25 protein-coding genes and 3 pseudogenes are annotated in these 20,292 nt (G+C 48.5%); 19 read left to right on the top strand and 9 right to left on the bottom strand.

The genetic code is table 11. The annotated features are described in order from the left end of the window. Positions 1 to 5 precede the first annotated feature (5 nt). Together rpmE and MEALZ_RS23975 are read left to right on the top strand one after the other, a co-directional pair. A complete protein-coding gene (gene rpmE / locus MEALZ_RS22255) occupies positions 6 to 206 on the top strand; it encodes a 50S ribosomal protein L31 (protein WP_084685514.1) in 201 nt (66 codons plus the stop codon). Positions 207 to 581: 375 nt separating this feature from the next. Beyond that, positions 582 to 746, top strand: a complete 165-nt coding sequence (locus MEALZ_RS23975) for a DUF1902 domain-containing protein (protein WP_014149707.1) — start codon at positions 582 to 584, stop codon at positions 744 to 746. A gap of 1,594 nt (positions 747 to 2,340) precedes the next feature. Here MEALZ_RS23975 and MEALZ_RS16030 read toward each other — a convergent pair. The 5 genes and pseudogenes from MEALZ_RS16030 to MEALZ_RS16010 all read right to left on the bottom strand — a co-directional run bounded on the left by MEALZ_RS16030 (position 2,341) and on the right by MEALZ_RS16010 (position 6,667). After that, positions 2,341 to 3,845, bottom strand: a protein-coding gene (locus tag MEALZ_RS16030; RefSeq protein ID WP_408607029.1) for an IS3 family transposase whose coding sequence is annotated in 2 segments (ribosomal slippage) — positions 2,341 to 3,407 and positions 3,407 to 3,845 — 1,506 coding nt in all. Because the reading frame shifts where the segments join, the coding sequence is not laid out codon by codon here. 361 nt (positions 3,846 to 4,206) lie between these two features. Further along, entirely contained in the window at positions 4,207 to 4,875 is a 669-nt protein-coding gene (locus MEALZ_RS23970; RefSeq protein WP_408607058.1) for a DUF4351 domain-containing protein, read from the bottom strand. Beyond that, a pseudogene (locus MEALZ_RS23815) lies at positions 4,849 to 4,980 on the bottom strand (Rpn family recombination-promoting nuclease/putative transposase); the annotation flags it as partial. The gene MEALZ_RS23970 and the pseudogene MEALZ_RS23815, both read right to left, overlap by 27 nt. A 189-nt stretch (positions 4,981 to 5,169) precedes the next feature. Continuing rightward, positions 5,170 to 5,340: a hypothetical protein gene (locus MEALZ_RS23525; protein WP_014149704.1), complete on the bottom strand. Its 171-nt coding sequence runs from the start codon at positions 5,338 to 5,340 to the stop codon at positions 5,170 to 5,172. 202 nt (positions 5,341 to 5,542) lie between these two features. Beyond that, positions 5,543 to 6,667, bottom strand: coding sequence for an ISAs1 family transposase (locus MEALZ_RS16010; RefSeq protein WP_014149703.1), 1,125 nt, complete (start codon positions 6,665 to 6,667; stop codon positions 5,543 to 5,545). A 477-nt stretch (positions 6,668 to 7,144) separates the two neighbouring features. Here MEALZ_RS16010 and MEALZ_RS16005 point away from each other — a divergent pair, with 477 nt between their 5' ends. Then, complete coding sequence (locus tag MEALZ_RS16005) at positions 7,145 to 7,576, top strand: pilin (RefSeq protein WP_014149702.1); 432 nt, start codon at positions 7,145 to 7,147, stop codon at positions 7,574 to 7,576. A gap of 185 nt (positions 7,577 to 7,761) precedes the next feature. On the opposite strand, the gene MEALZ_RS22820 is transcribed toward MEALZ_RS16005, so the two are convergent. After that, a complete protein-coding gene (locus MEALZ_RS22820; RefSeq protein WP_162472980.1) occupies positions 7,762 to 7,932 on the bottom strand; it encodes a hypothetical protein in 171 nt (56 codons plus the stop codon). A 76-nt stretch (positions 7,933 to 8,008) separates the two neighbouring features. On the opposite strand from MEALZ_RS22820, the gene MEALZ_RS16000 reads away from it, so the two are divergent. The 3 genes and pseudogenes from MEALZ_RS16000 to MEALZ_RS15990 all read left to right on the top strand — a co-directional run bounded on the left by MEALZ_RS16000 (position 8,009) and on the right by MEALZ_RS15990 (position 9,966). Further along, complete coding sequence (locus MEALZ_RS16000) at positions 8,009 to 8,911, top strand: DUF4351 domain-containing protein (protein ID WP_014149701.1); 903 nt, start codon at positions 8,009 to 8,011, stop codon at positions 8,909 to 8,911. Between the two features lie 484 nt (positions 8,912 to 9,395). Then, positions 9,396 to 9,728, top strand: a pseudogene (locus MEALZ_RS15995) (type II toxin-antitoxin system RelE/ParE family toxin); the annotation flags it as partial. Further along, positions 9,721 to 9,966: a helix-turn-helix domain-containing protein gene (locus tag MEALZ_RS15990; protein WP_014149698.1), complete on the top strand. Its 246-nt coding sequence runs from the start codon at positions 9,721 to 9,723 to the stop codon at positions 9,964 to 9,966. The pseudogene MEALZ_RS15995 and the gene MEALZ_RS15990, both read left to right, overlap by 8 nt. A gap of 379 nt (positions 9,967 to 10,345) precedes the next feature. Here MEALZ_RS15990 and MEALZ_RS15985 read toward each other — a convergent pair whose 3' ends face one another. Continuing rightward, on the bottom strand, positions 10,346 to 10,696 hold the full coding sequence (locus MEALZ_RS15985) for an addiction module antidote protein (protein WP_223842322.1): 351 nt from the start codon (positions 10,694 to 10,696) through the stop codon (positions 10,346 to 10,348). A 128-nt stretch (positions 10,697 to 10,824) separates the two neighbouring features. On the opposite strand from MEALZ_RS15985, the gene MEALZ_RS22815 reads away from it, so the two are divergent. From MEALZ_RS22815 to MEALZ_RS15940, 9 genes are all read left to right on the top strand, one after another. Next, positions 10,825 to 10,992: a BrnT family toxin gene (locus tag MEALZ_RS22815; RefSeq protein ID WP_014149696.1), complete on the top strand. Its 168-nt coding sequence runs from the start codon at positions 10,825 to 10,827 to the stop codon at positions 10,990 to 10,992. Further along, positions 10,976 to 11,155 (top strand): hypothetical protein, encoded by a 180-nt coding sequence (locus MEALZ_RS23515; protein WP_014149695.1) that lies wholly within the window; start codon positions 10,976 to 10,978, stop codon positions 11,153 to 11,155. Before MEALZ_RS22815 ends, MEALZ_RS23515 begins: the two co-directional genes overlap by 17 nt. A gap of 422 nt (positions 11,156 to 11,577) precedes the next feature. Continuing rightward, positions 11,578 to 12,135: a Uma2 family endonuclease gene (locus MEALZ_RS15970; protein WP_014149694.1), complete on the top strand. Its 558-nt coding sequence runs from the start codon at positions 11,578 to 11,580 to the stop codon at positions 12,133 to 12,135. Between the two features lie 134 nt (positions 12,136 to 12,269). Next, on the top strand, positions 12,270 to 12,893 hold the full coding sequence (locus tag MEALZ_RS15965) for a glycosyltransferase (RefSeq protein WP_014149693.1): 624 nt from the start codon (positions 12,270 to 12,272) through the stop codon (positions 12,891 to 12,893). 9 nt (positions 12,894 to 12,902) lie between these two features. Next, positions 12,903 to 13,607: a class I SAM-dependent methyltransferase gene (locus tag MEALZ_RS23070; RefSeq protein ID WP_174888151.1), complete on the top strand. Its 705-nt coding sequence runs from the start codon at positions 12,903 to 12,905 to the stop codon at positions 13,605 to 13,607. A gap of 15 nt (positions 13,608 to 13,622) precedes the next feature. Continuing rightward, a complete protein-coding gene (locus MEALZ_RS15955) occupies positions 13,623 to 14,243 on the top strand; it encodes a hypothetical protein (RefSeq protein WP_014149691.1) in 621 nt (206 codons plus the stop codon). 506 nt (positions 14,244 to 14,749) lie between these two features. After that, positions 14,750 to 15,472: a hypothetical protein gene (locus tag MEALZ_RS15950; protein WP_046061210.1), complete on the top strand. Its 723-nt coding sequence runs from the start codon at positions 14,750 to 14,752 to the stop codon at positions 15,470 to 15,472. 99 nt (positions 15,473 to 15,571) lie between these two features. Beyond that, complete coding sequence (locus tag MEALZ_RS15945; protein ID WP_014149689.1) at positions 15,572 to 16,420, top strand: ABC transporter permease; 849 nt, start codon at positions 15,572 to 15,574, stop codon at positions 16,418 to 16,420. A gap of 192 nt (positions 16,421 to 16,612) precedes the next feature. After that, positions 16,613 to 16,897 carry a DUF2442 domain-containing protein gene (locus tag MEALZ_RS15940; RefSeq protein ID WP_017840667.1) on the top strand — a complete coding sequence of 95 codons (285 nt, stop codon included), beginning with the start codon at positions 16,613 to 16,615 and terminating at the stop codon, positions 16,895 to 16,897. A gap of 651 nt (positions 16,898 to 17,548) precedes the next feature. On the opposite strand, the gene MEALZ_RS15935 is transcribed toward MEALZ_RS15940, so the two are convergent. After that, positions 17,549 to 17,989: a type II toxin-antitoxin system VapC family toxin gene (locus MEALZ_RS15935; protein WP_223842321.1), complete on the bottom strand. Its 441-nt coding sequence runs from the start codon at positions 17,987 to 17,989 to the stop codon at positions 17,549 to 17,551. Further along, complete coding sequence (locus tag MEALZ_RS15930) at positions 17,955 to 18,191, bottom strand: FitA-like ribbon-helix-helix domain-containing protein (protein WP_014149686.1); 237 nt, start codon at positions 18,189 to 18,191, stop codon at positions 17,955 to 17,957. Before MEALZ_RS15930 ends, MEALZ_RS15935 begins: the two co-directional genes overlap by 35 nt. A gap of 367 nt (positions 18,192 to 18,558) precedes the next feature. Between MEALZ_RS15930 and MEALZ_RS15925 the strand changes: the two genes are divergently transcribed. The 4 genes and pseudogenes from MEALZ_RS15925 to MEALZ_RS15915 all read left to right on the top strand — a co-directional run bounded on the left by MEALZ_RS15925 (position 18,559) and on the right by MEALZ_RS15915 (position 20,256). Continuing rightward, positions 18,559 to 19,113: a Uma2 family endonuclease gene (locus tag MEALZ_RS15925; protein ID WP_014149685.1), complete on the top strand. Its 555-nt coding sequence runs from the start codon at positions 18,559 to 18,561 to the stop codon at positions 19,111 to 19,113. Between the two features lie 57 nt (positions 19,114 to 19,170). Then, a pseudogene (locus MEALZ_RS23965) lies at positions 19,171 to 19,275 on the top strand (BrnT family toxin); the annotation flags it as partial. A gap of 15 nt (positions 19,276 to 19,290) precedes the next feature. Further along, a complete protein-coding gene (locus tag MEALZ_RS15920) occupies positions 19,291 to 19,608 on the top strand; it encodes a BrnA antitoxin family protein (RefSeq protein ID WP_014149684.1) in 318 nt (105 codons plus the stop codon). Between the two features lie 309 nt (positions 19,609 to 19,917). Beyond that, on the top strand, positions 19,918 to 20,256 hold the full coding sequence (locus MEALZ_RS15915; protein ID WP_014149683.1) for a hypothetical protein: 339 nt from the start codon (positions 19,918 to 19,920) through the stop codon (positions 20,254 to 20,256). The last annotated feature ends 36 nt before the right edge of the window (positions 20,257 to 20,292 follow it).

Here is a 20,292-nt window from a genome sequence, read left to right as displayed (position 1 = left end):
CAAACATGAAACCAGACATTCATCCAGAATACAAACAAATCACAGTCACATGTGGTTGCGGCAATACCTTCGAAACCGGGTCCGTATTGGGTAAGGATCTTCAAGTTGAGGTATGCTCCGCATGCCACCCTTTTTATACCGGTAAACAACGGGTAGTCGACACCGCAGGAAGAGTCGACAAATTCCGTAGAAAATACGGCAAATAAACCAATAGCCGAAACCGAGAATTTCTTATGCGCCGGATTGCTACAAAGGCGCAAACCTTTCCGATTCCTTAGCGGGCGTTCGCCCGTAGCGCTCGCTAATAATTCCAAGAACGGGCTTTATAAGGCCTGTTCTTGGCGTTTCGGCCATACCCAAAGTATGCATAACCCCCCCCCTCCGCGCCTCAATCTTTGACGGAACGCAAACATAGCCTTATATACCTTTCGCACTTAAAATTTCGGTATTAGCGTATGGCGGTGCCGGGTGTTCGATCCCTCACCTAACGCTCACTGCCATTAAGTTAAGGATTTTTCCGTTCGTCCTGAGCCTGTCGAAGGGTGAATGGAAAAATCCTGGGTCGATAAGTTAAGCCGTCCATGGTTCGACAGGCTCACCACGAACGGCTTAACTTAATGGCAGTGGTGGCTACGAGTGAGGACGTGGAAGGTTTGGCAATTGAAGCGGCAACAATGGATGCTTTAATAGAGCGCCTTAAATCATTATTCCTGAACTCATGGAGCTCAACCATACAGAAAGGATAGATACTGAATTGCCGTTTATGCTCGAGGGTTTCACGGCTATCAGATCGCACACTCACTAATGGGAGATTTAACTCCGCAACTCAAAACCTGATTAGCAAGATGCTTCAGCTTACCGAAGCCAAGTGTCCGAGCAGGGGCCAGTCTTAGTCGCAAAAACTACAATATGCTGTTACCCAAGCTCCAGCTCTCATCGTTATACATAAATTGTAGGGTACGCTGCGCGTACCAAAGCCGTGCCCTGGCGGTTCGGGTGGCACATGAATATCGCGGGGTTACCATGGTACGCACAGCGTACCCTACGCGGTTCGTCTAGCGTTAGGACAGCCTAGCAGGACGGGGTTTGCAACCCCGTTCTAAACGTTTTGACTTTGGCCGAAGTCAGCCGAAATGTTTAGGGCAAACCGAAACGTTGGGGACGGGTTAAATAACCCGTCCCGCAGAAGTGTCCGAGCAGGGGCCAGTCTTAGTCGCAAAAACTACAATATGCTGTTACCCAAGCTCCAGCTCTCATCGTTATACATAAATTGTAGGGTACGCTGCGCTTACCAAAGCCGAGTCCTGGCGGTTCGGGTGGCACATGAATATCGCGGGGTTACCATGGTACGCACAGCGTACCCTACGCGGTTCGTCTAGCGTTAGGACAGCCTAGCAGGACGGGGTTTGCAACCCCGTTCTAAACGTTTTGACTTTGGCCGAAGTCAGCCGAAATGTTTAGGGCAAACCGAAACGTTGGGGACGGGTTAAATAACCCGTCCCGCAGAAGTGTCCGAGCAGGGGCCAGTCTTAGTCGCAAAAACTACAATATACTGTTACCCAAGCTCCAGCTCTCATCGTTATACATAAATTGTAGGGTACGCTGCGCGTACCAAAGCCGTGCCCTGGCGGTTCGGGTGGCACATGAATATCGCGGGGTTACCATGGTACGCACAGCGTACCCTACGCGGTTCGTCTAGCGTTAGGACAGCCTAGCAGGACGGGGTTTGCAACCCCGTTCTAAACGTTTTGACTTTGGCCGAAGTCAGCCGAAATGTTTAGGGCAAACCGAAACGTTGGGGACGGGTTAAATAACCCGTCCCGCAGAAGTGTCCGAGCAGGGGCCAGTCTTAGTCGCAAAAACTACAATATGCTGTTACCCAAGCTCCAGCTTGGGTAACCTGTTCAGGAAGCTCTAGCTTCCCGACAATCAAGAAAAATTGAACGAGCGAGCGAGTCGAGGTTGATTGGGATTGTGCGGAGGTTGTGTCGGTCTCAGGAAGCTGGAGCTTCCGGTGTGTCTTTCCCAAACTGGAGAGACTGTGAAAGTATTTTCTCGCTCCACAACGACAGGACAGCCTGCATGCCTGGCTTATTGGGTAAGCCAAGCTTATGCTGTTACCCAAGCTCCAGCTTGGGTAACCTGTTCAGGAAGCTCTAGCTTCCCGACAATCAAGAAAAATTGAACGAGCGAGCGAGTCGAGGTTGATTGGGATTGTGCGGAGGTTGTGTCGGTCTCAGGAAGCTGGAGCTTCCGGTGCGTCTTTCCCAAACTGGAGAGACCGGTATATGTCAATGATTTTGAGACACCCATAATAAAAAATTAGTGTAGATTGTGAGTTTAGTTTTCCTGGTCGAGAGCCTCATTTGCCGTCCGTGAAGGGGGCGGGTTAATCCAAGCGGCTTCAGGTACGGCTTGGGCATGGGGTTGGCGGTTTTTGAAGCGTTCCGGATTGCGCTCGAATGCGGCATGCAGGACTTGCGTGCGCTGCGTAACTATCTCGACGGCTTGGCCGCTGTGAACGCTGGCCGGGGTTAACAGTGCAATGCCGGAGTGATAGTGGTCATGGTTGTACCAGTCGAAGAACGTTCCGCAAAAGCTTCTGGCATCTTCGATAGCGCCGAATTGAGCCGGAAAGCCCGGTCGGTATTTCAAGGTCTTGAACTGCGCCTCGGAATACGGGTTGTCGTTGGAGACATGGGGCCGTGAATGGGTTTTGGTCACGCCCAGGTCAGCCAGCAGTTGCTCGACGCCTTTGGAGGTCATACTGCTGCCGCGGTCGGCGTGAATAGTCAATTGGCCTTCACGGATAGTTTGCCGAGTACAGCTTTCGCCAATCAGTCGCTTAGCCAGCTCGGTGGATTCGCGGTGCGCTACCATCCAGCCGACCACGCAGCGGCTGAAAATGTCGATAATGACGTAGAGGTAGAAATACGTCCATTTGGCCGGGCCTTTGAGTTTGGTGATATCCCATGACCATACTTGGTTGGGCGCAGTGGCGAGTAACTCGGGCTTGGTGTAGTTGGGACGACGAAGCTGGTTGCGGCGCTCGCGCACTTCCTGGTGGCGCACCAGGATGCGATAGAGGGTGCTGATGGAGCACAGGTAAACGCCCTCGTCGAGCAGCGCCGCATAGACCTGATAAGGCGAGCAATCCATGAAACGCTCGCTGTGCAGATGCGCCAGGACGTGTAGCTCTTCGTCCGTACTCAGTGCCAGCGGCGGGCGCGGACGTTCGACCGGCCACGAAGAGCGATCTTGTTGTGCGCGATAAAACGAGGCACGGTTGAAGTTGAGCGCCTCGCAGGCGGCCTTAACGCCAACCTCACGGCTGAGTTCAAGCGTGGCCTTCATGATGCTCTCCCGGTGTGGGCTGGAATCTCGCACAAGCCCAGCAGTTGCGAAAGTTTTTTTTGGACATCGATGATAGCCTCCGCCTGTGTTAGGCATGCCTGCAAACGCTGAATTTCGGCTTGCAGACGAGCATTTTCAGCGGCTAACGGATTCTTGTCCGAAGGTTTGCGGCCACGCGGCTTGGATAGACCGGCGCGGATGGCCTGCTCACGTTCGCTGCGCCATTTGCTGAGATGTGAGGAATATAATCCCTCTGTGCGCAGCAACTTGCCGATGCAGCCCGGTTCGCTACACGCATCAGCCTGGGTCAAGATGCGCTCTTTGTATTCGGCGGTAAACGTCCGGCGGGCGGCCTTTTCAAGCACTTCGCTGGTGATGCGGGAAGGTTCCGCGGCGAACGCGGAGGACACTTCAGCCGCCCTACGGGCGTCTTGCGTGTCCGTCGCGTTCGCCGCGGCATGAGGAATAGCTTGTACGGTTGTGTCAGTCATGAGATTTTCTCCGAAAATGTTCCCTAATTAATGCATGGGGCGGTGTCTCAGGTATATTGACACAGAGGGGACTGTGAAAGTATTTTCTCGCTCCACAACGATAGGACAGCCTGCATGCCTGGCTTATTGGGTAAGCCAAGCTTATGCTGTTACCCAAGCTCCAGCTTGGGTAACCTGTTCAGGAAGCTCTAGCTTCCTGACAATCAAGAAAAATTGAACGAGCGAGTCGAGGTTGATTGGGATTGTGCGGAGGTTGTGTCGGTCTCAGGAAGCTGGAGCTTCCGGTGTGTCTTTCCCAAACGGGAGAGACTGTGAAAGTATTTTCTCGCTCCACAACGATAGGACAGCCTGCATGCCTGGCTTATTGGGTAAGCCAAGCTTCCAGATCTTCGATGTTATTAAAATCCAACAGGGCGTCAGCCAGCTCTTCTAGCTCGGCTAAAGAATAAAGGCTTAATTGCGTCAAATCGTTATCTAAGGCCGGTTCGCGGCCAAATTTGCGGCGTAATTGGCGTGTAACCAGAGCAAGGCATTCTTGTTGCCGGCCTTTTTGCATGCCTTTTTCAGTGGCAAGCCGTTCGACGCTGGTAACATAGGGCATTTGAGTTTCTCCTTCAATAAGTTGAATATCTTGCCATAATTGCTGTTCGAGCCAATCGGGCAAACGCATCATCCAATCCAGCACAGCGAAGAGATCCAATATTCGCTGCTTCTCCCAGCCTTGTTGGTACAGTAAACGCACTAAGGCTTGTTTGGCTCGATAGCGTGATTCCGGATCATGCTTGGTTTGCCGTGTGCGCAGGTGCGCCGCCGTGATAATCGCAAAAGGATTAGGATGTTTTTCCAGTTGTTCAAGTTCGCTTTCATACTCCAATAATTTGGCAACCGGAAAATTCAACTGGTGACTACAGCCCAGCACCTTAAAGCCATAATGATCGGGTTTCCAATGCGCATCGTTGTCGGCTAAAACCGCAAGGCTGGCGATTGGCCGCGCATAACGGTCAAATAACCGGTAATTATAAGTGAGCATGCGTTGCGCAAAGGCCGGGTCTTTTTGGCCTTGGATTTCGATATGAATATAAATCCAGCTTTCCATGCCTGTCGATAAAGTCACTTGAACCAGCGCATCGGCGTAGCGTTTGCCTAACTTCTAAGCAGGACGGGGTTTAAACCCCGTCCGAAACGTTTCGCCTATGGCCAAAGCCAACCGAAATGTTTGAGGCAAATCGAAACATTCGGGGCGGGTTGAATAACCCGCCCCGCACGAGTCTTTTACGCCAAGTGTCAAATGTAAGGTCTGACCCCGATTACTGATCCTTTTTTTCTAAAAAAAGTAACCTGACCCCTTTTTACGGGTGTTTTTAAATTCATATCCTTTATCCCAATCGATTTGCGTTTGAGCGCTGGGAAAATAAAAGGCCATGAATTCAGGAAATGCATGTTCGAGTATGTCTTTCCAGGGGGTGTCGTAATCATCGGAATAAACTTCAGCCATGCCGGCAATTCTCGCATAGATAGACTGATAATGCGACGATTTGAATGCCTTATGCCAAGGCTTTTTTGATGGACGTAGCTTTGCCATCCACCGGGCTAAGCGACTTAGAAACGAAATAATGCGTAACTGAAAGATCAGGCTCCGTCGCCCGATTTCCTCGATGTCAAATGTAAGGCCTGACCCCAGGGCAAACGCATTAAAATTACTTTCCTAACAGCAATTTAGCGCGGTAGCGATCGTTCCAGGCGGCTTTGAGTCTTTTCTTTTTCATGCTGAGTTTAGATTCCTCTTGCTGGAACAGATTGACACAGATATGCCGGATGGTGGTCATAATCGCAGCGGCATTACCTTTTCGAATTCGGTTGTCATCTTCTCGAAAGACCACGTCTAAGCGCCAGTGCAATTGGTTTTCAATACCCCAGTGATGGCGCACAGCCCGCGCAAATAGCTGCGCATCGGCTTTAATGCTGTTAATGAAACAACGCTGCTCGATTGTTACTTTATCGCCGATGTGGCATTCGCGCTCCACGAAGCCAATGCTGCGTAATTCTTTCCAGAGCTCCGTTTTCGGGAGCGTACAAAGCGCCTCGGTAATCCAATAACGGCGGGTTTCTAAACGCCCATGGTCGTTGTCGATTTCTTCGTGATAAGCGTATTCGACGTGGTTAAAATTCGCTTGCTTGGCCGTGTTGAAAAAATCCTCGACGGCTTCATGCAATTCGCCTTGATTGCCTTTCAGGCCCAAACAGTAATCACCGCCTTGATCGACGATTTGCTCAGCAATCGTGCGCTGGCAGCCCATGGCATCAATGGTCACAATACAACCTTTGAGTTCTAGCAAAGCCAATAGCTTCGGGATTGCGGTAATTTCATTCGACTTTTCTTCGGTCGCTTCTTGGCCGAGCACTAATCCATTCGCACAACCCCAGGCACTGACCATGTGCAACGGATTTTGGCCGCGTTTGCGGTCATGCGAACGGCGTGCGGTTTTGCCATCTATCGCAATCACTTCATCGGGTATTACTTCGCGAATGGCGTTCACCCAATCTATAAAGCAACGTTGAAATTCTTTCGGTGACAATCGAGAAATGACATACGCCAAGCAATCATGCGATGGAATGCCATTCTTTAACGGTACAAACTGCCTTAACCAATCTAATTTATTATGGCCAAACTCTTCAATGGCTTCCCAACCCTCAGCACCGCTTAACGAGGCGCAAACAGTGAGTACAATGATATCCATCAACTGATGAAGTTTCTTACGTTCAATTCGGGGATCAGTCACGTTGGAAAAGTGCTTAATTAAACTGCAGTCCGTTGGTAACATACGCAAAATTCCGATACGATACCTCTAAACTCTATGTTTTAACAGTATTTTTAATGCGTTTGCCCTGGGCCTGACCCTGATTTTTTGATGTGACCCTGATTTTTTTGTTTACGGCGCTATGGCTCGTAATCAAGAAAAAGTAACCTGACCCCTTTTTATGCTATCAAGAAAAAGTAACCTGACCCCTTTTTAGAAGCGTATCACTTGTCAACTTATGCGCAATCCTCACCGGAGTTATTAAGAAAGTCAATCACAGCACTGACAAAAATTGTCATAAACCGCCGTTTTTAGAAAGTCTTAGCGAGTAGAATTTCCGGCCCGGGCGGCTGCATCACGTCGCTCACCGAAAGTGTGTTCGCCTAATATATTGAAATAAAAGGGAATTTGCTTTTTCTCTCAAGGTTGGCATGGCGAATGCAGTATCTTGACTGAATTCAAGTCAATTCGAACTTTTCTACCAACACAAAGGTGGTTACCATGAAAAATTTTAAAACACAAACACAACAAGGTTTTACCTTGATCGAGCTGATGATCGTGGTCGCGATCATTGGTATCTTGGCGGCGGTCGCGCTGCCGGCTTATCAGGATTACACAAATAGGGCGAAAGTCTCTGAAATTGTATTGGCGGCAAGTACTGCAAGAACCTGCGTTTCAGAAATCAACCAATCATCGGCCGATTTAACACAGGCAGACTATACAAGCTGTGGCGATGATTTTAACCCAACAGAATACGTTGCTGCACTTGCCGTAGCAGCTGATGGTACTGTAACAGCTGATGGTCAAAACTTTCCAGATGCCGCTCAACCGCAAGTTATCTTGACACCAGACCCATTGGCCAATGTTGGTTTCATTACAAAATGGGTATGTACAGGAACGCCGCTGAAATGGATGCCTGGTTCTTGTCGTTAAGACATAAATCTAGCCAGGTAGGGTACGCTGCGCGTACCTAAACGCCTGACACAAACCAAAACCCCGGAAGGTCTATCCAACCGGGGTTTTTTGTGCCTACAGAAAAAAAGGGGTCAAAAAAAAGGGGTCAAAAAAAAGGGGTCGGGTTACTTTTTTTCGGTTACAGGAAAGTTAATGGGTGTACATTAGCTTGTCGTAATCGATAAGCCAAGCCAATCCCTTAAGGAAAAATCGGGTTCAGGCCTTACATTTGACATTTTCATGCCGGCGATGACGGTTTTGCAAGAAGACATGCCGAAGTGAGAGTGTTTACGCATGATTTTGTCGATAATCGGGCGGGTTGGCGTTTGTATCATGCGCTCGTCTCAAAAAAATTAGCCTACAGTTTATGTATAATAACGTTCACTGGAGCGTGGAAACGAGACCTGAACCATGCACGATCAAAACTTTAAAAATCTGATTCTCGACTACCCCGTGCAAGCCTTGCAGTTTTTTGCCGCCGAGGAAACGCCCGACGACTTGCCGCAAGCGCGCATCATTCCATTTCGTCAGGAGCAGCTGAAAGAACGGCTCGGCGACCGCTTTCATGAGCTGGATACGCCGCTACTGGTCGAATGGCTCGATGGACGGCGCGAAGTGGTTTTGTTTCTTCTGGAAGAAGAAACCGAAGCCCGGCGGTTTTCGATTTATCGATTGGCGCATTATTGTCTGGATTTAGCCGAGTTGGCGCAAACCGACAGGGTGGTTCCCATTGTGATTTTTCTGGATCGAGGACGTCACCCTTACGAATTGCATTTAGGCGGCGATCGGCATAATTATCTGAGATTTCGCTATATCGCTTGTGAGCTGAAGAACCTTTCGGCGGATGCTTACCGCGACAGTGATAATATCGTCGCGCGTTTGAACTTACCGAATATGCGCTATGCCAAAGGTCAAAAATTGGACATCTACCACGATGCGCAATTGGGCTTGGCGCTACTGGAACAAGACCCGAATAAGCAACTAAAATACGTCGACTTTGTCGATTATTACGCGGATTTGACCGACGCGGAAATCGCAACCTATCGTAATGACTATTTACCTGAAGCGGAGGATCGTATGGGATTGGCACAGATATTAAGAGAAGAAGGCCGAGAAGAAGGCCGAAAAGAAGGTCGAAAAGAAGGGCGGCAAGAGGGCGAAACACAGACATTGACCAAGCAGTTACAACTGAAATTCGGCGAACTTCCAGCTTGGGCGGAAGAAAAAATCAATCACGCCGATAAGGCTCAGTTGGATCAATGGGTGGAGCGTATCTTGTTTGTCGATACGTTGGAGCAGTTATTTAAGCCGTAGCTCGTGGGATTAAGAAATAACTGAGAAATAACTGGGGTCGAATAACTGGGGTCAGGTACACATTATTTATGATTCCCATAATTACCTTTTATGTTACATCAGCCAAGAGGCTAGAGGTATTTAGTGGCGGCACTCGGGGCAGAGTAAGAGCGTTCCGATAGCTATGGTCGGCACGAGCAGACGATGGAGTTAGGGGGATAATTTTGTTTTAATGTGTCATGCTTATTGTGATGCCATGAGCTCACTAAATGGAGTGCTTTGGTTTGTGAGTTTTTAAAAATGCCTGGTTTGAGCGGTTTGGGCTACTCACTTAACACGGGACAGCTTAAGGTTAATCCGTTCGTGGTGAGCCCTTCGGCTAAGCTCAGGAGAGCCTTGTCGAACCATGGGCGGATTAACCGTCCACCCTTCGACAGGCTCAGGGCGAACGGTTAATCCTTAGTGCTTTTGTCCCGCCTTAAGTAGGAAGCCGCGGTTTGCCCGCAAAGAAAAAATCTCAGCCGAAGCACTTTGGGGTGCGGTGGAGCGTGCCGAACAAGGTCAGATCAATGCCGATCTGGGGGGTGGCGTAATCAAGCAGCGGATTGCGCGTCCAGGTGCCGGCAAGTCCAAGGGATACCGCAGCATTGTGTTGTACCGCAAGGAGGACAAAGCTTTCTTCGTTTTTGGATTCCCTAAGAGCGAGCAGGGTAACATCCGGGAGGATGAAGAGATCCAGTTCAAGAAGATGGCTAAGCAGGTTCTTGCACTCACCGATGAGCATTTGCAACGGCTCATCGAAAACGGTCAGTTTGAGGAGGTTGTGAAAGATGCCTAAGAAATACCGCAGCGATGCCTTTGCCGCCATCCATGAGACGATGGAGGCTTTGCACGAAATTGGCGCCGTCGATAAGCAGACGATGCGTGAATTTGATGAGGCGTGTCTGACGCCGATTCATGTACTGACACCGGAAGAGATCAAGGAGATCCGTTTGCGTGAGCACATCTCGCAGCCGGTGTTTGCACGCTACCTCGTGTTTCCAAGAATCTTGTTTCTGACTGGGAGCGTGGTGTAAAAAAGCCTGGTGGACCGGCTTTGCGGCTGCTCACCGTTATCCAGAAAAAAGGGCTGATGGCGATTGCGTGATCACGTTAACCGCGTAGAGCGATATTGGGGGCAGGCCTTGAATTTGACATTAAAATGTAGAGAAGGGGGGGGTAGGTCTTAATTAAGCATTTTTCAGAGAAGAAAAGGAGCTTTTAGGTCTTTTAATAGGCACTGGTTTCGTTTTATGTATGTGGGAGCGCAGACCTAGGCGCGATAAGCGGAGCCGGAAGCGCTTATCTACCTGCAACGTTCGCGGCCGGGTAGCCGCTACTACAAACTGCCCATCCCGCTGATGAATAACTTAGCTGTTTGGCTTTAGCTGAAGCAATCCCGCTAATCAGGATAGATTAAGTTACCGCTTGAATCCTAATATTCAGTGCCTTGATAATTCGGTTAATGGTGCTCCATTTCGGTTGCGTTTTCCCTGATAGCGTTTTATATAAACTTTCTCGATTCAGCCCTGTTTTTTCAGCCAAATCTGCTATGCCGCGCGCTTTAGCCAAATACCCTAACGCAATCCCCAAAACGCGCGGATCGTCATCCATAAGTGCTTGAGTTAAATACTCGGTAATCTCCTCGTCACTTTGCAAATAATCAAACGGATTATAAAGCTGGATTCGCTCGTTCCCAAGCTCTTTGCTTGGGAATGCAGTCTGAGAAGCTCTAGCTTCTCGAAACCGAATTGCCTTTATGCACAATTATACATATTATTGATCAATGAAGATTGAATACGATTCCGACAAAGCTGCCGCTAATCCCATAAATCATGAGGGCGTAACTTTTGAGGAAGCCAAGCATGTATTGTTAGACCCATACGCGCTGACATGTGAAGCATGTCGATGCTGCCGACGAGCAGCGTTTTGTATCGCTGGGCATGGGTGGGAAAGATCGTATTTTAGTCGTGGTGTGGACGTTACGAGGCGACTGTGTGCGCCTGATTTCCGCATGGAAAGCCAACCAACCGCAGAAGAAACGCTATGAACAACAATTCTGATCCAATGTACGAGCGCTATACTGATATGGACTTTGCCGACGCCAAGCCGGTTTCGCAGGTTCCTGCCTTGGCCAAACTACAGGCCCAACATGGCAACAAGATGCGCATCACCATGCGAGTGGATAGCGAGACGCTGGCAATTTTAAAGCGCGTGCGGAAATGAGCGGCGGCAGTTATCAAACGTTAATGAATGAAGCTCTCAAACAGTTTGCCCATGGTTTGACTTTATCCGACATGGTGCGAGAGACAATCAAGCAAGAATTGCATAAATCGATTTGAGCCCGCAGGACGAAGAAAGCCGGGGTCAAGTCTTTGATTTGTGATTTTTAATATCACGCTCCCAATCCCCAGCTTCAGCAAGACGCGGTTTGTAACCCCGTCATAAACGTTGCGCCCGTGGTCAAAGCAAGCCGATATGTTTGTGCCAAACCGAAACGTTGGGGACGGGTTACATAACCCGTCCCGCTGGACAGGGAAGCCCGCAAGTGTCCCAACCAAATGCCGAGTTATGCGGTTATGCTATACTCCCAACGATTGATCAGTAAGACGCCAATTGATTGTGTCAATTGGAAAAGTGAGGCATACATGGCAAACACCGCGCTTAAATTACCCAGTTATGACGATATTCTGGCTTTGCCCGAAAATTTGGTCGGTGAGATCATCAATGGACGTTTGGAAGTGCAGCCGAGGCCCGCGCCGAAGCATGCTTTGACTTGTTCATCGTTGGGTATTGAAATTGGTTCACTATTTCATGGTAGACATGGTGGTTCTACCGGCTGGTGGATACTTGACGAGCCGGAATTGCACATCGGCGGTCATGTTTTGGTATCGGATCTCGCAGGATGGCGTAAACAACGCATGCCGCAACTGCCGGAGACGGCTTGGTTTGAAATGGTGCCCGATTGGGTCTGCGAGGTTTTATCGCCCGCAACCGCCAAAATCGATCGCAGCGAAAAAATGCCGATTTATGCGGGTCTGGGTGTGTTCTATTGTTGGTTGATCGATCCGATGTTGCATACGCTCGAAACGTATCGCTTACAAGAAGGTCATTGGCTATTGCAGCAGAGTTTAAAGGATGACGATCAAGTCAGCGCCGATCCATTTGCCGAGCATTCATTTAGTTTGAGTCATTTGTGGGAATAAGGAAAAGCAGGACGGGGTTGCAAACCCCGTCCTGCTAGGGATATGCTGGTTTTTGGGCTTTAGCTGAAGAAACTTGCTAATCAGGTAACTTAATGGTGTTGACGCTCCCGTGGGAATGCATGCGGAGCTAAGCGATGGGCAAAAGCCGTTACCAAATCATTCATCCTGGAGCGGCGCTAAATTCCGATACCTTGGTTTTGCTGTTTGTCGGCCGGTTGGTTGAAAAAAAAGGCGTGGCCGATTTAATTCGCGCCGTGCATTTGTTGCCGGACGATTTAAAACATAAAACCGAGCTTTGGATAATCGGCGACGGTACCGAACGCGATTCGCTCGAAGCATTGGCGTGCCGGTATGGGCTGTCCGACAGGGTTAAATTTCACGGCCGCATTCCTAATCAAGATTTAACGGACTATTACGCCGCAGCCGATATATTCATCGCGCCGTCTGTCGTCGACGGCAAAGGAGACACCGAAGGGCAGGGCGTTATTTTGTTGGAGGCAATGGCGAGCGGAACGGCTGTAATTAGCACGAAAACCGGCGGTATTAGCGAAGTGATCACGCATCTCAAAACCGGCCTGTTAATTTCCCCCGAGCAACCGGAGGAGCTTGAAGCGGCGATCGAGCGACTCATGGTCAATTCGGACTTACGGCAGGCTTTGGCAACGGCCGGGCAAAGCCGGGCGCAACTCTACGATTGGTCTATTATAGGCGAGCGGTTTTCGGCGCTGTATCGGCAATTGACCGGCAGTCTCCGATAAATGTCCGAAATGAACTCAAATCAGTCAATCAATAAGGGCTTCGCTGCCGATCATGCCCGCCGGGCAAAAGCCCTAAAAATACTCAAAGTTATCGAGGATGCGGGGAAGGCAGGTAACACATCGCTCAAGTTGCTCGATATCGGTAACGCAGCAATTTCCAGTTTAAGCAGTTTCGCCGATTTTAGGGTGTGGGGTATGCCTGCCGAGGAACGCCGTAAACCCATCCATGGGGGCTTGGCGGCAGCTCCCTGCTGCCGACATCCTCGCCAAGCATACCCCACACCCTTTTTGATCTCCAAATTGGGAATTGCTGCCGGTAACGGTTCAATTGCTTTTTATCTTGCGCAATATTTCGATGTAACGAGTGTGGATTTTGTCGATCAACGTAGCGAAAGCGAAGGTTATTCGTTTTGCCCTTTAGACGGTGAGAGGTTGCCGTTTGACGCACAGAGCTTCGATATCGTGATCAGCAACCATGTCATTGAACATGTAGCGGACGCGGATGTTCATTTAGCAGAAATCGGGCGCGTTTTAAAACCGGACGGATTGGTTTATTTGGCGACCCCGAACCGCCTTTGGCCCTGGGAAGTGCATTATCGCGTACTGTTGTTACAATATCTACCGCAGGAACTCCGCGATATGTTGGGTTACAACTATTGCCTAATCCGACTTGCTCTACATCGAGCAGAGACCACGCCAAATAATAAGCAATGATGGAGGACTGCTGAAATGGGTATGTTTGATTCGCTCAACATCGAACTGGATGGCCGGGAATTGGAAATCCAGACTAAACGTTTCGACTGTATATTGGAGACCTATCGTCCGGGTGACTGTATCGCCGGCGCAACTTCGGGAATCGCGGTCTATTTCGATATTTTACATCTCGATGCCGATGGCAAACTGGTTTATAGCGCGGACGGCGTGCGAGTGCGCACTTTTACCTTATTCGTCGTTATTGCGCATGGCGTGTTTGTGACCTATCGATTGTACGATGGCGAGTCGACACCTGAAGCGATAGCGCAGAAGGTGCGGCAATTGCGGGAGGAATGGCTCGATTCGTCTCGCCTGCAAAGTGTTCTGGTGGAAGCGCTGCAGACCAAACAGCAGCAGATTCGGTTAATGCAAACGCGGCTCAATCGCGCGGTAGCGGTTATCGATAGTGCTCGGCGATTACGGACAGGTGATCCGCTTGACGGTATTTTCGATCGATTTCGCGAGGAGACGCAACGATTGACTAAAGGTGAGGACCCGCTTGAGGTGGTGGCCTGGGTATTGATGAATGAAGAGGCCGACTCCGGTTTATTTCGCGATAACACCCGTTCCGATCCATTAGCCGAATATCGACTCTGAACCTCGGCAAGTTAAAACGATGGGTTTCGGCTTCCGCCTCTACCCATCCTACGCAAGAGTCTTAATGTCGCGATACAGACGTAGGATGCACTGCCATTAAGTTAAGGATTTTTCCGTTCGCCCTGAGCCTGTCGAAGGGTGAATGGAAAAATCCTGGGTCGATAAGTTAAGCCGTCCATGGTTCGACAGGCTCACCACGAACGGCTTAACTTAATGGCAGTGAGACGTAGGATGGGTAGGAGCGAAGCGGAAACCCATCATGGGACACGGCAAGTGGCTGGAAGCGTTGCGGACGAGTTTGTAAACCCTGCCGGCGGTTAAACCTGTATCTGCGTTCTCTCAAGTGCAATGACTATATAAACGCTTTGTGCCGAGACACCGGGTCTGTTCTAATCGGCGTATGGTGTTCTAAGAAAGACCCTAGGTACCAGAAAGAAATGCGGGTTTTAGTCGCCAAAGACTGCTGGGGTTATTTTACTATCCAGAATCTAAATCCAAGAAAGAAAATGTCGAATAACAAATGGATCGAATTAGATCACGAACTCATAAAATGTCGAATCAAGCGCATTGATGACGACTGTTATTGTGCATTAGGCGTTCATAGCCTTTCCATTAACGAATGTTATGGATTTTGGTGGAGTTATCTTAATTGTTGCGACAATGAACAACTCAAAGCAACACCTCTGGCTTTTTTTCTGGCTTCCTTTGAATGCGCCTATGGGCCCAGCGGAAATATATACGATAGCTACAAGGGGGCTTTTTCCTTTCCATTCGCAGTAAAAATTTTGCAGCCTAATGCCGCTATTGCTTATCTTCTCAATGTCACCTGTTGGCGAGGCTCGGTCGAGTTTTACTTTCGGAAAATTATCCCAGCCGATGAAACGCGATACGATACGAATGTGATACATCAACCATTCGATAATGAATTATCCGAACGGCAAATGCATGTGCTCACCGGTTTTCTGATGGGCTTTGCTGAAGGGGTTTGGGAGACTACCAATCGTCTCAAAGACATGATGAAAAAACTTAACCCGGATGAAGAAAATCAAAAAGACTTTGTTAAAGCCATCGATTCCAACGGCATACTTTTCGGCTATAAAGATGGGCGTTTTTTTGAAATGCGTTATTCCGATCAAGACGAATATGAACAAATGAAAAAGGAATTATTGATCCCTTATCAACAAGCGCGGCAGCAAAAAATATTTCAAAAGACCTTTTTTGATGTTTGAGCCAAACCGAAACGTTTTGACTTCGGCCAAAGTCAAAACGTTTAGAACGGGGTTGCAAACCCCGTCCTGGTAGGCTATACATCCTTTAAATTATTACGCATGAAAATACAAAGTAATAACACCAAAATCTATATGGCTCGCCGAAACGGGCATAAAACCCGGATCTGGCAGGAGATGTTCACAGACTTGATTGCCAGTCGAGAATTGATCTGGCGATTGATCATTAGGGACTTTTCGGTCCGCTATCGTCAATCGATTCTGGGTTATGTTTGGGCGGTTCTGCCGCAAATCGTCACAGTCGCCATTTTCACTTTTTTATCAAGGCACCGCGTATTCGACATGGGGCCGACCGATCTGCCCTACGTTATTCATGCTTTATGGAGCATTTCCGTCTGGCAACTATTCGCCGGTTGCCTGATCGGTTGCACCAACAGTTTGGTCAATGCCGGGTCTTTGGTCACGAAAATCAACTTTCCCAAAGAAGCGCTGGTCTTTGCGGCCATGGGCCAAGCGTCGCTGGATTTCATGATACGTTTGATTCCGGTAACGGTGGTGTTCATCTGGTATGGTTTTGTACCTTCCTGGCACAGCGTCTTTATTCCCTTGATATTGATTGCGGTGTTGCTGATGGCCTTGGGGGCCGGCTTTATCATGGCAATCATCAATCTGGTATTACGCGACATGGGCAACATGCTGAGCATGGTACTGACCTTCGGCATGTTTTTGGCGCCCATTCTCTATCCGCCCCCAGTCCGAGAACCTTTCAACATCGTTAATGTCGCCAACCCGTTTAGCCCGCTTTTGATTGCGACGCAAAATCTGTTAGCCGGTCACACTTTAATGCAGCCGGATTTGATAGCTTACATGGCGATCTTCAGTGTCGGTGTGTTTTTGCTAGGCTGGAGAACATTTCATATCACCATGCCGAGAATTGCTGAACGAGCTTAAAATCATGTCGGATGAAGTTTTAATCAAGGTCGAAAACGTCAGCAAAATTTTTGCCGCTCGCTGAAACGGTCTATGCTTTTCTGTATCGAAGACATTACCCGCGATCTACTACACTTGCCTGATCGATCCGACAAACTACGCAAAGAGGAATTCTGGGCGGTGGACGAAGTATCCTTTCACTCGGAGACTCAAATGAAAGACACCCCCATTAATATAATCTCCGCAACGCAAACCGGAGAATATCGTATTCGGCTCATTTTTGACGATAACACTAGTCAAGAAATCGACTTCAAATCATTTCTTGCCCGCTCGCATCACCCCGACATTCGCGCCTATTTGGAACCGAGCCATTTTGCAGATTTTAGAGTGGAATACGGTGAATTAATTTGGGGAGATTATGATCTGTGTTTTCCAGTTATCGACCTTTATCGGAATACGATCGAGCACTATCCCCCAACCACAACGGCTGCGGCATGATGCTTTACACTATACGACCTCCATTTTCGATCTTTGACCTAATCCGAGGTCAAGATAAACAAAACATGCAAGTAAGCAAAAGTCGTTTCCGAAGCACCAACCTTTTTATTTCTTAAAGCTGCTTTGTAATGTCAAATTCAGACGACGTATTAACTCGCTCAAAAAAGGGGTCAGAATACTTTTTGTCGGTTACAGGAAAGTTAATGGGCGTACATTAGCTTGTCGTAATCGATAAGCCAAGCCAATCCAATCCCTTAAGCAAATTTGGGCTTTTTTTCGAATTCTCTGTCTTGCGAATCAATCTCTTCAGTTGTGAGTATTCAGTTCCCCGGCCATTCTCGTTCACACGCAGAGCGTCACTGCCATTAAGTTAAGCCGTTCGTGGTGAGCCTGTCGAACCATGGACGGCTTAACTTATCGACCCAGGATTTTTCCATTCACCCTTCGACAGGCTCAGGGCGAACGGAAAAATCCTTAACTTAATGGCAGTGACGCAGAGCGTGGGAATGCCTGAGTACCGCTCCAGCGGTACGAGACGCTAGAGCGTCTCGGGCTGCATTCCCACGCTGGAGCGTGGGAACGATAGGGGGATGTGAATAATTACCTTCAGTTTCTTATTGAACCGTAAGTTAATAAGCGAGTTATTTCCATTTATTCAATAAAAGGATTTAACACTCGAACACCAGTATTTTCGAAGTCTTTGGTGTTTCTAGTAACAATGACTAGACCATAGATTATCCCGGTAGCTGCAATCAATTTATCTAAGGCATGTTCGTGCCTAGGGACGCGTAATTTTCCCCAAAGCATAGCAATTTCGCTATCAATGGTCAGGATGTTGTCTTGATATTGATCGAGGATGCTATTGAGCCAGTTTTCCAACAGTTTGCCTTGTGTTTCGTCGCCACGGTGGAAAATCAAATCGACGCCTCTGCGCAATTCGCCAATCGTAATGGCGGAAATGTAAATGGGGACATTCTCCTGAATGACTTTATCGAAAAATTCTTGCACACCGGAATTGGCTTTATAGCCTTTTCTAAGCTCGCTGATGATGTTGGTATCAATCAAATACATTGGATTCGCTAGTATCGTCATTGATGCGCTGAAAATCCGTATCCGTGCCAACAGCAGGTATGTTGGCTAAAGCTTCAGCAAAGCTTTTACGTTGAGGTTTCATCAGGACTTCAGCCAAAATGGCTCGATGCTCGGCTTCAGTAGAGCGATGGTGTTTAACCGCTCTTTCTTTCAACGCATTTATGATTGAATCATCAAGGTTTCTAACGACTAGACTTGGCATGATGGCTTCCTTGTAAGTTGAATGATATCAATGATAGCATTTTTTGATGATATTCAAACTAAACAAATTGTAGCGAATCGACCAAGCTTGTCACCGTTCAACCGAAAATTGGGGCCTTGCATTTTACGCCGGCAAACGGCGGTCTCGGCAGGACGTGGTTTGTAAGGCTGCTCTAAATATTTCGACCGAGGCCAAAGCAAGCCGATATGTTTGATGCCAACCGAAACGTTGGGGACGGGTTAAATAACCCGTATCGCTGGGTCCGTAAGTGTTCCAACCCAATGCCGAGTAATGCCGTTATGCTATACTCCCGACGGTCGATCAGTTAGACGCTAATTGATGTATGATTTGGAAAAGTGAGGCACACATGGCAAATCCCGCGCTCAAATTACCCAGTTATGACGATATTCTGGCGTTGCCCGAAAATGTAATCGGCGAGATCATCAATGGACGTCTGGAGGTGCAGCCCAGACCCGCGCCGAAGCATGCTTTGACTTGTTCTGCGTTGGGTGGTGAATTGTTTAGACCTTTTCAAAGAGGAGGGAGTCCGGGTGGCTGGTGGATTCTAGACGAGCCGGAATTACACATCGGCGGCCATGTTTTGGTATCGGATCTTGCGGGATGGCGTAAACAACGCATGCCGCAACTGCCGGAGACGGCTTGGTTTGAAATGGTGCCTGATTGGGTCTGCGAGGTTTTATCGCCCGCAACCGCCAAAATCGATCGCAGCGAGAAAATGCCGATTTATGCAGGTCTGGGTGTGTTTTATTGTTGGTTGATCGATCCGATGTTGCATACGCTCGAAACGTATCGCTTACAAGAAGGCCATTGGCTATTGCAGCATAGTTTGAAGGATGATGATCAAGTCAGCGCCGATCCATTTGCCGAGCATTCATTTAGTTTGAATCATTTGTGGGAATAAGGAAAGTTCAGTCGCGTAGGTCGGGTTAGCGCGAGCGTAACCCGACATGGGGGCTATGGCGAACTCCGCTTTAACGCGTTGGGCCTTATTGATGAACGCCTTTACCACATGACCTTCACGGTTCGTACTGACGTAATACGCGTTATCAGTTTACGCAAGGCCAACAACCGAGAGATTATGCATATCACCACTAAATCCGGACGGAAAATCCTGCTCAATACCGAAGAAGAAGATGCCAAAATCACTCGTCAGGCCATTGAAGACGGCACCCATCATACTGACGAAGAACTCGCGCAATTTCGCTCGGCATCCGAATTTAAGGAATTAGCGCCATTATTAAAATCAGCCGGACGCCCCAAAGCCGAACAAACCAAAATCCCCATCAGCATCTGCCTGTCGCCCGATGTTATTGACGCTTTTAAAACCACCGGCGCAGGCTGGCAGACTCGAATTGATGAAGCGCTGAAGGAGTGGTTGAAGGAGCATCCGGTTTAGTCGCGGTTGATGCGGTTCACGCTGTTCACCGCATCCTACGTTAAATATTTACAATGAAGCGTGTGGCATCAATCGAGAAATCCAAAAACAAACCATGAGCGAATATCGATGTTTTCATTCCCCCGGAGTTTCTTGGTTTTTCAATCGGGAAGAGGGAGCTTCCAAGGGTAGCGTTCCCGAAAAAGGGGTCAGGTTTAATTAATAATTAAACCTGACCCCTTTTTCTCTTCCGACTTTTGATTTTTGTTAGTCAATCAGGGCTGAGCTGTTAAAATTGAAACCCTTGGGCCTAAGAAATTAAGGAATGAAATGAGTAAAAATAAATCAGTTATCATGGCTGTTTGGGCGGTTGCTTTGTCGGCGTGCGGTGGCGGCGGCGAGGATAGCGGTATGTCTCAGGTAAAGTCGGCTTTTCTTGATAGTTGTATACAAAAGGAAGGGCGGGCGCGCCCAGTCGAGCAGGCTAGGTCGTATTGTAATTGTGTGACCGATTCTGTGTTCGGCAATAGGGATATTTCCGATGAGACCAAAAGGCTCATGTTTACGATGAGCGATAAAGATAGTCAACTGTATAAAAAAGATGATGCCGCAATGGTTAGAGGCGCGCTGATGGCTTGCTATACTTCTAATTTTTATAAGAAAAAATAGGGAGGTTATTTTCGACCAAATCCTAAGAATAAAAGG

Origin of the sequence: Methylotuvimicrobium alcaliphilum 20Z (assembly GCF_000968535.2) — a bacterium.
Lineage (GTDB): Bacteria > Pseudomonadota > Gammaproteobacteria > Methylococcales > Methylomonadaceae > Methylotuvimicrobium > Methylotuvimicrobium alcaliphilum.
The sequence above is the reverse complement of the archived record's forward strand: the minus strand, read 5'-3'. Positions and strand labels throughout refer to the sequence as shown.

Bases quoted from the DNA above. Each gene is read 5' to 3' on its own strand.
- MEALZ_RS23070 (WP_174888151.1), top strand. From the start codon at position 12,903: ATGAACTCAAATCAGTCAATCAATAAGGGCTTCGCTGCCGATCATGCC.
- MEALZ_RS15955 (WP_014149691.1), top strand. From the start codon at position 13,623: ATGGGTATGTTTGATTCGCTCAACATCGAACTGGATGGCCGGGAATTG.
- MEALZ_RS15915 (WP_014149683.1), top strand. From the start codon at position 19,918: ATGAGTAAAAATAAATCAGTTATCATGGCTGTTTGGGCGGTTGCTTTG.
- MEALZ_RS15945 (WP_014149689.1), top strand. From the start codon at position 15,572: ATGAAAATACAAAGTAATAACACCAAAATCTATATGGCTCGCCGAAAC.
- MEALZ_RS16005 (WP_014149702.1), top strand. From the start codon at position 7,145: ATGAAAAATTTTAAAACACAAACACAACAAGGTTTTACCTTGATCGAG.
- MEALZ_RS16000 (WP_014149701.1), top strand. From the start codon at position 8,009: ATGCACGATCAAAACTTTAAAAATCTGATTCTCGACTACCCCGTGCAA.
- MEALZ_RS15930 (WP_014149686.1), bottom strand. From the start codon at position 18,191: ATGCCAAGTCTAGTCGTTAGAAACCTTGATGATTCAATCATAAATGCG.
- MEALZ_RS22820 (WP_162472980.1), bottom strand. From the start codon at position 7,932: ATGATACAAACGCCAACCCGCCCGATTATCGACAAAATCATGCGTAAA.
- MEALZ_RS23970 (WP_408607058.1), bottom strand. From the start codon at position 4,875: ATGCTCACTTATAATTACCGGTTATTTGACCGTTATGCGCGGCCAATC.
- MEALZ_RS23515 (WP_014149695.1), top strand. From the start codon at position 10,976: ATGAACAACAATTCTGATCCAATGTACGAGCGCTATACTGATATGGAC.
- MEALZ_RS15965 (WP_014149693.1), top strand. From the start codon at position 12,270: ATGGGCAAAAGCCGTTACCAAATCATTCATCCTGGAGCGGCGCTAAAT.
- MEALZ_RS15990 (WP_014149698.1), top strand. From the start codon at position 9,721: ATGCCTAAGAAATACCGCAGCGATGCCTTTGCCGCCATCCATGAGACG.
- MEALZ_RS23975 (WP_014149707.1), top strand. From the start codon at position 582: ATGGTTCGACAGGCTCACCACGAACGGCTTAACTTAATGGCAGTGGTG.
- MEALZ_RS15920 (WP_014149684.1), top strand. From the start codon at position 19,291: ATGCATATCACCACTAAATCCGGACGGAAAATCCTGCTCAATACCGAA.
- MEALZ_RS23525 (WP_014149704.1), bottom strand. From the start codon at position 5,340: ATGGCTGAAGTTTATTCCGATGATTACGACACCCCCTGGAAAGACATA.
- MEALZ_RS15940 (WP_017840667.1), top strand. From the start codon at position 16,613: ATGAAAGACACCCCCATTAATATAATCTCCGCAACGCAAACCGGAGAA.
- MEALZ_RS15935 (WP_223842321.1), bottom strand. From the start codon at position 17,989: ATGACGATACTAGCGAATCCAATGTATTTGATTGATACCAACATCATC.
- MEALZ_RS15950 (WP_046061210.1), top strand. From the start codon at position 14,750: ATGTCGAATAACAAATGGATCGAATTAGATCACGAACTCATAAAATGT.
- MEALZ_RS16010 (WP_014149703.1), bottom strand. From the start codon at position 6,667: ATGTTACCAACGGACTGCAGTTTAATTAAGCACTTTTCCAACGTGACT.
- MEALZ_RS15925 (WP_014149685.1), top strand. From the start codon at position 18,559: ATGGCAAATCCCGCGCTCAAATTACCCAGTTATGACGATATTCTGGCG.
- MEALZ_RS15970 (WP_014149694.1), top strand. From the start codon at position 11,578: ATGGCAAACACCGCGCTTAAATTACCCAGTTATGACGATATTCTGGCT.
- rpmE (WP_084685514.1), top strand. From the start codon at position 6: ATGAAACCAGACATTCATCCAGAATACAAACAAATCACAGTCACATGT.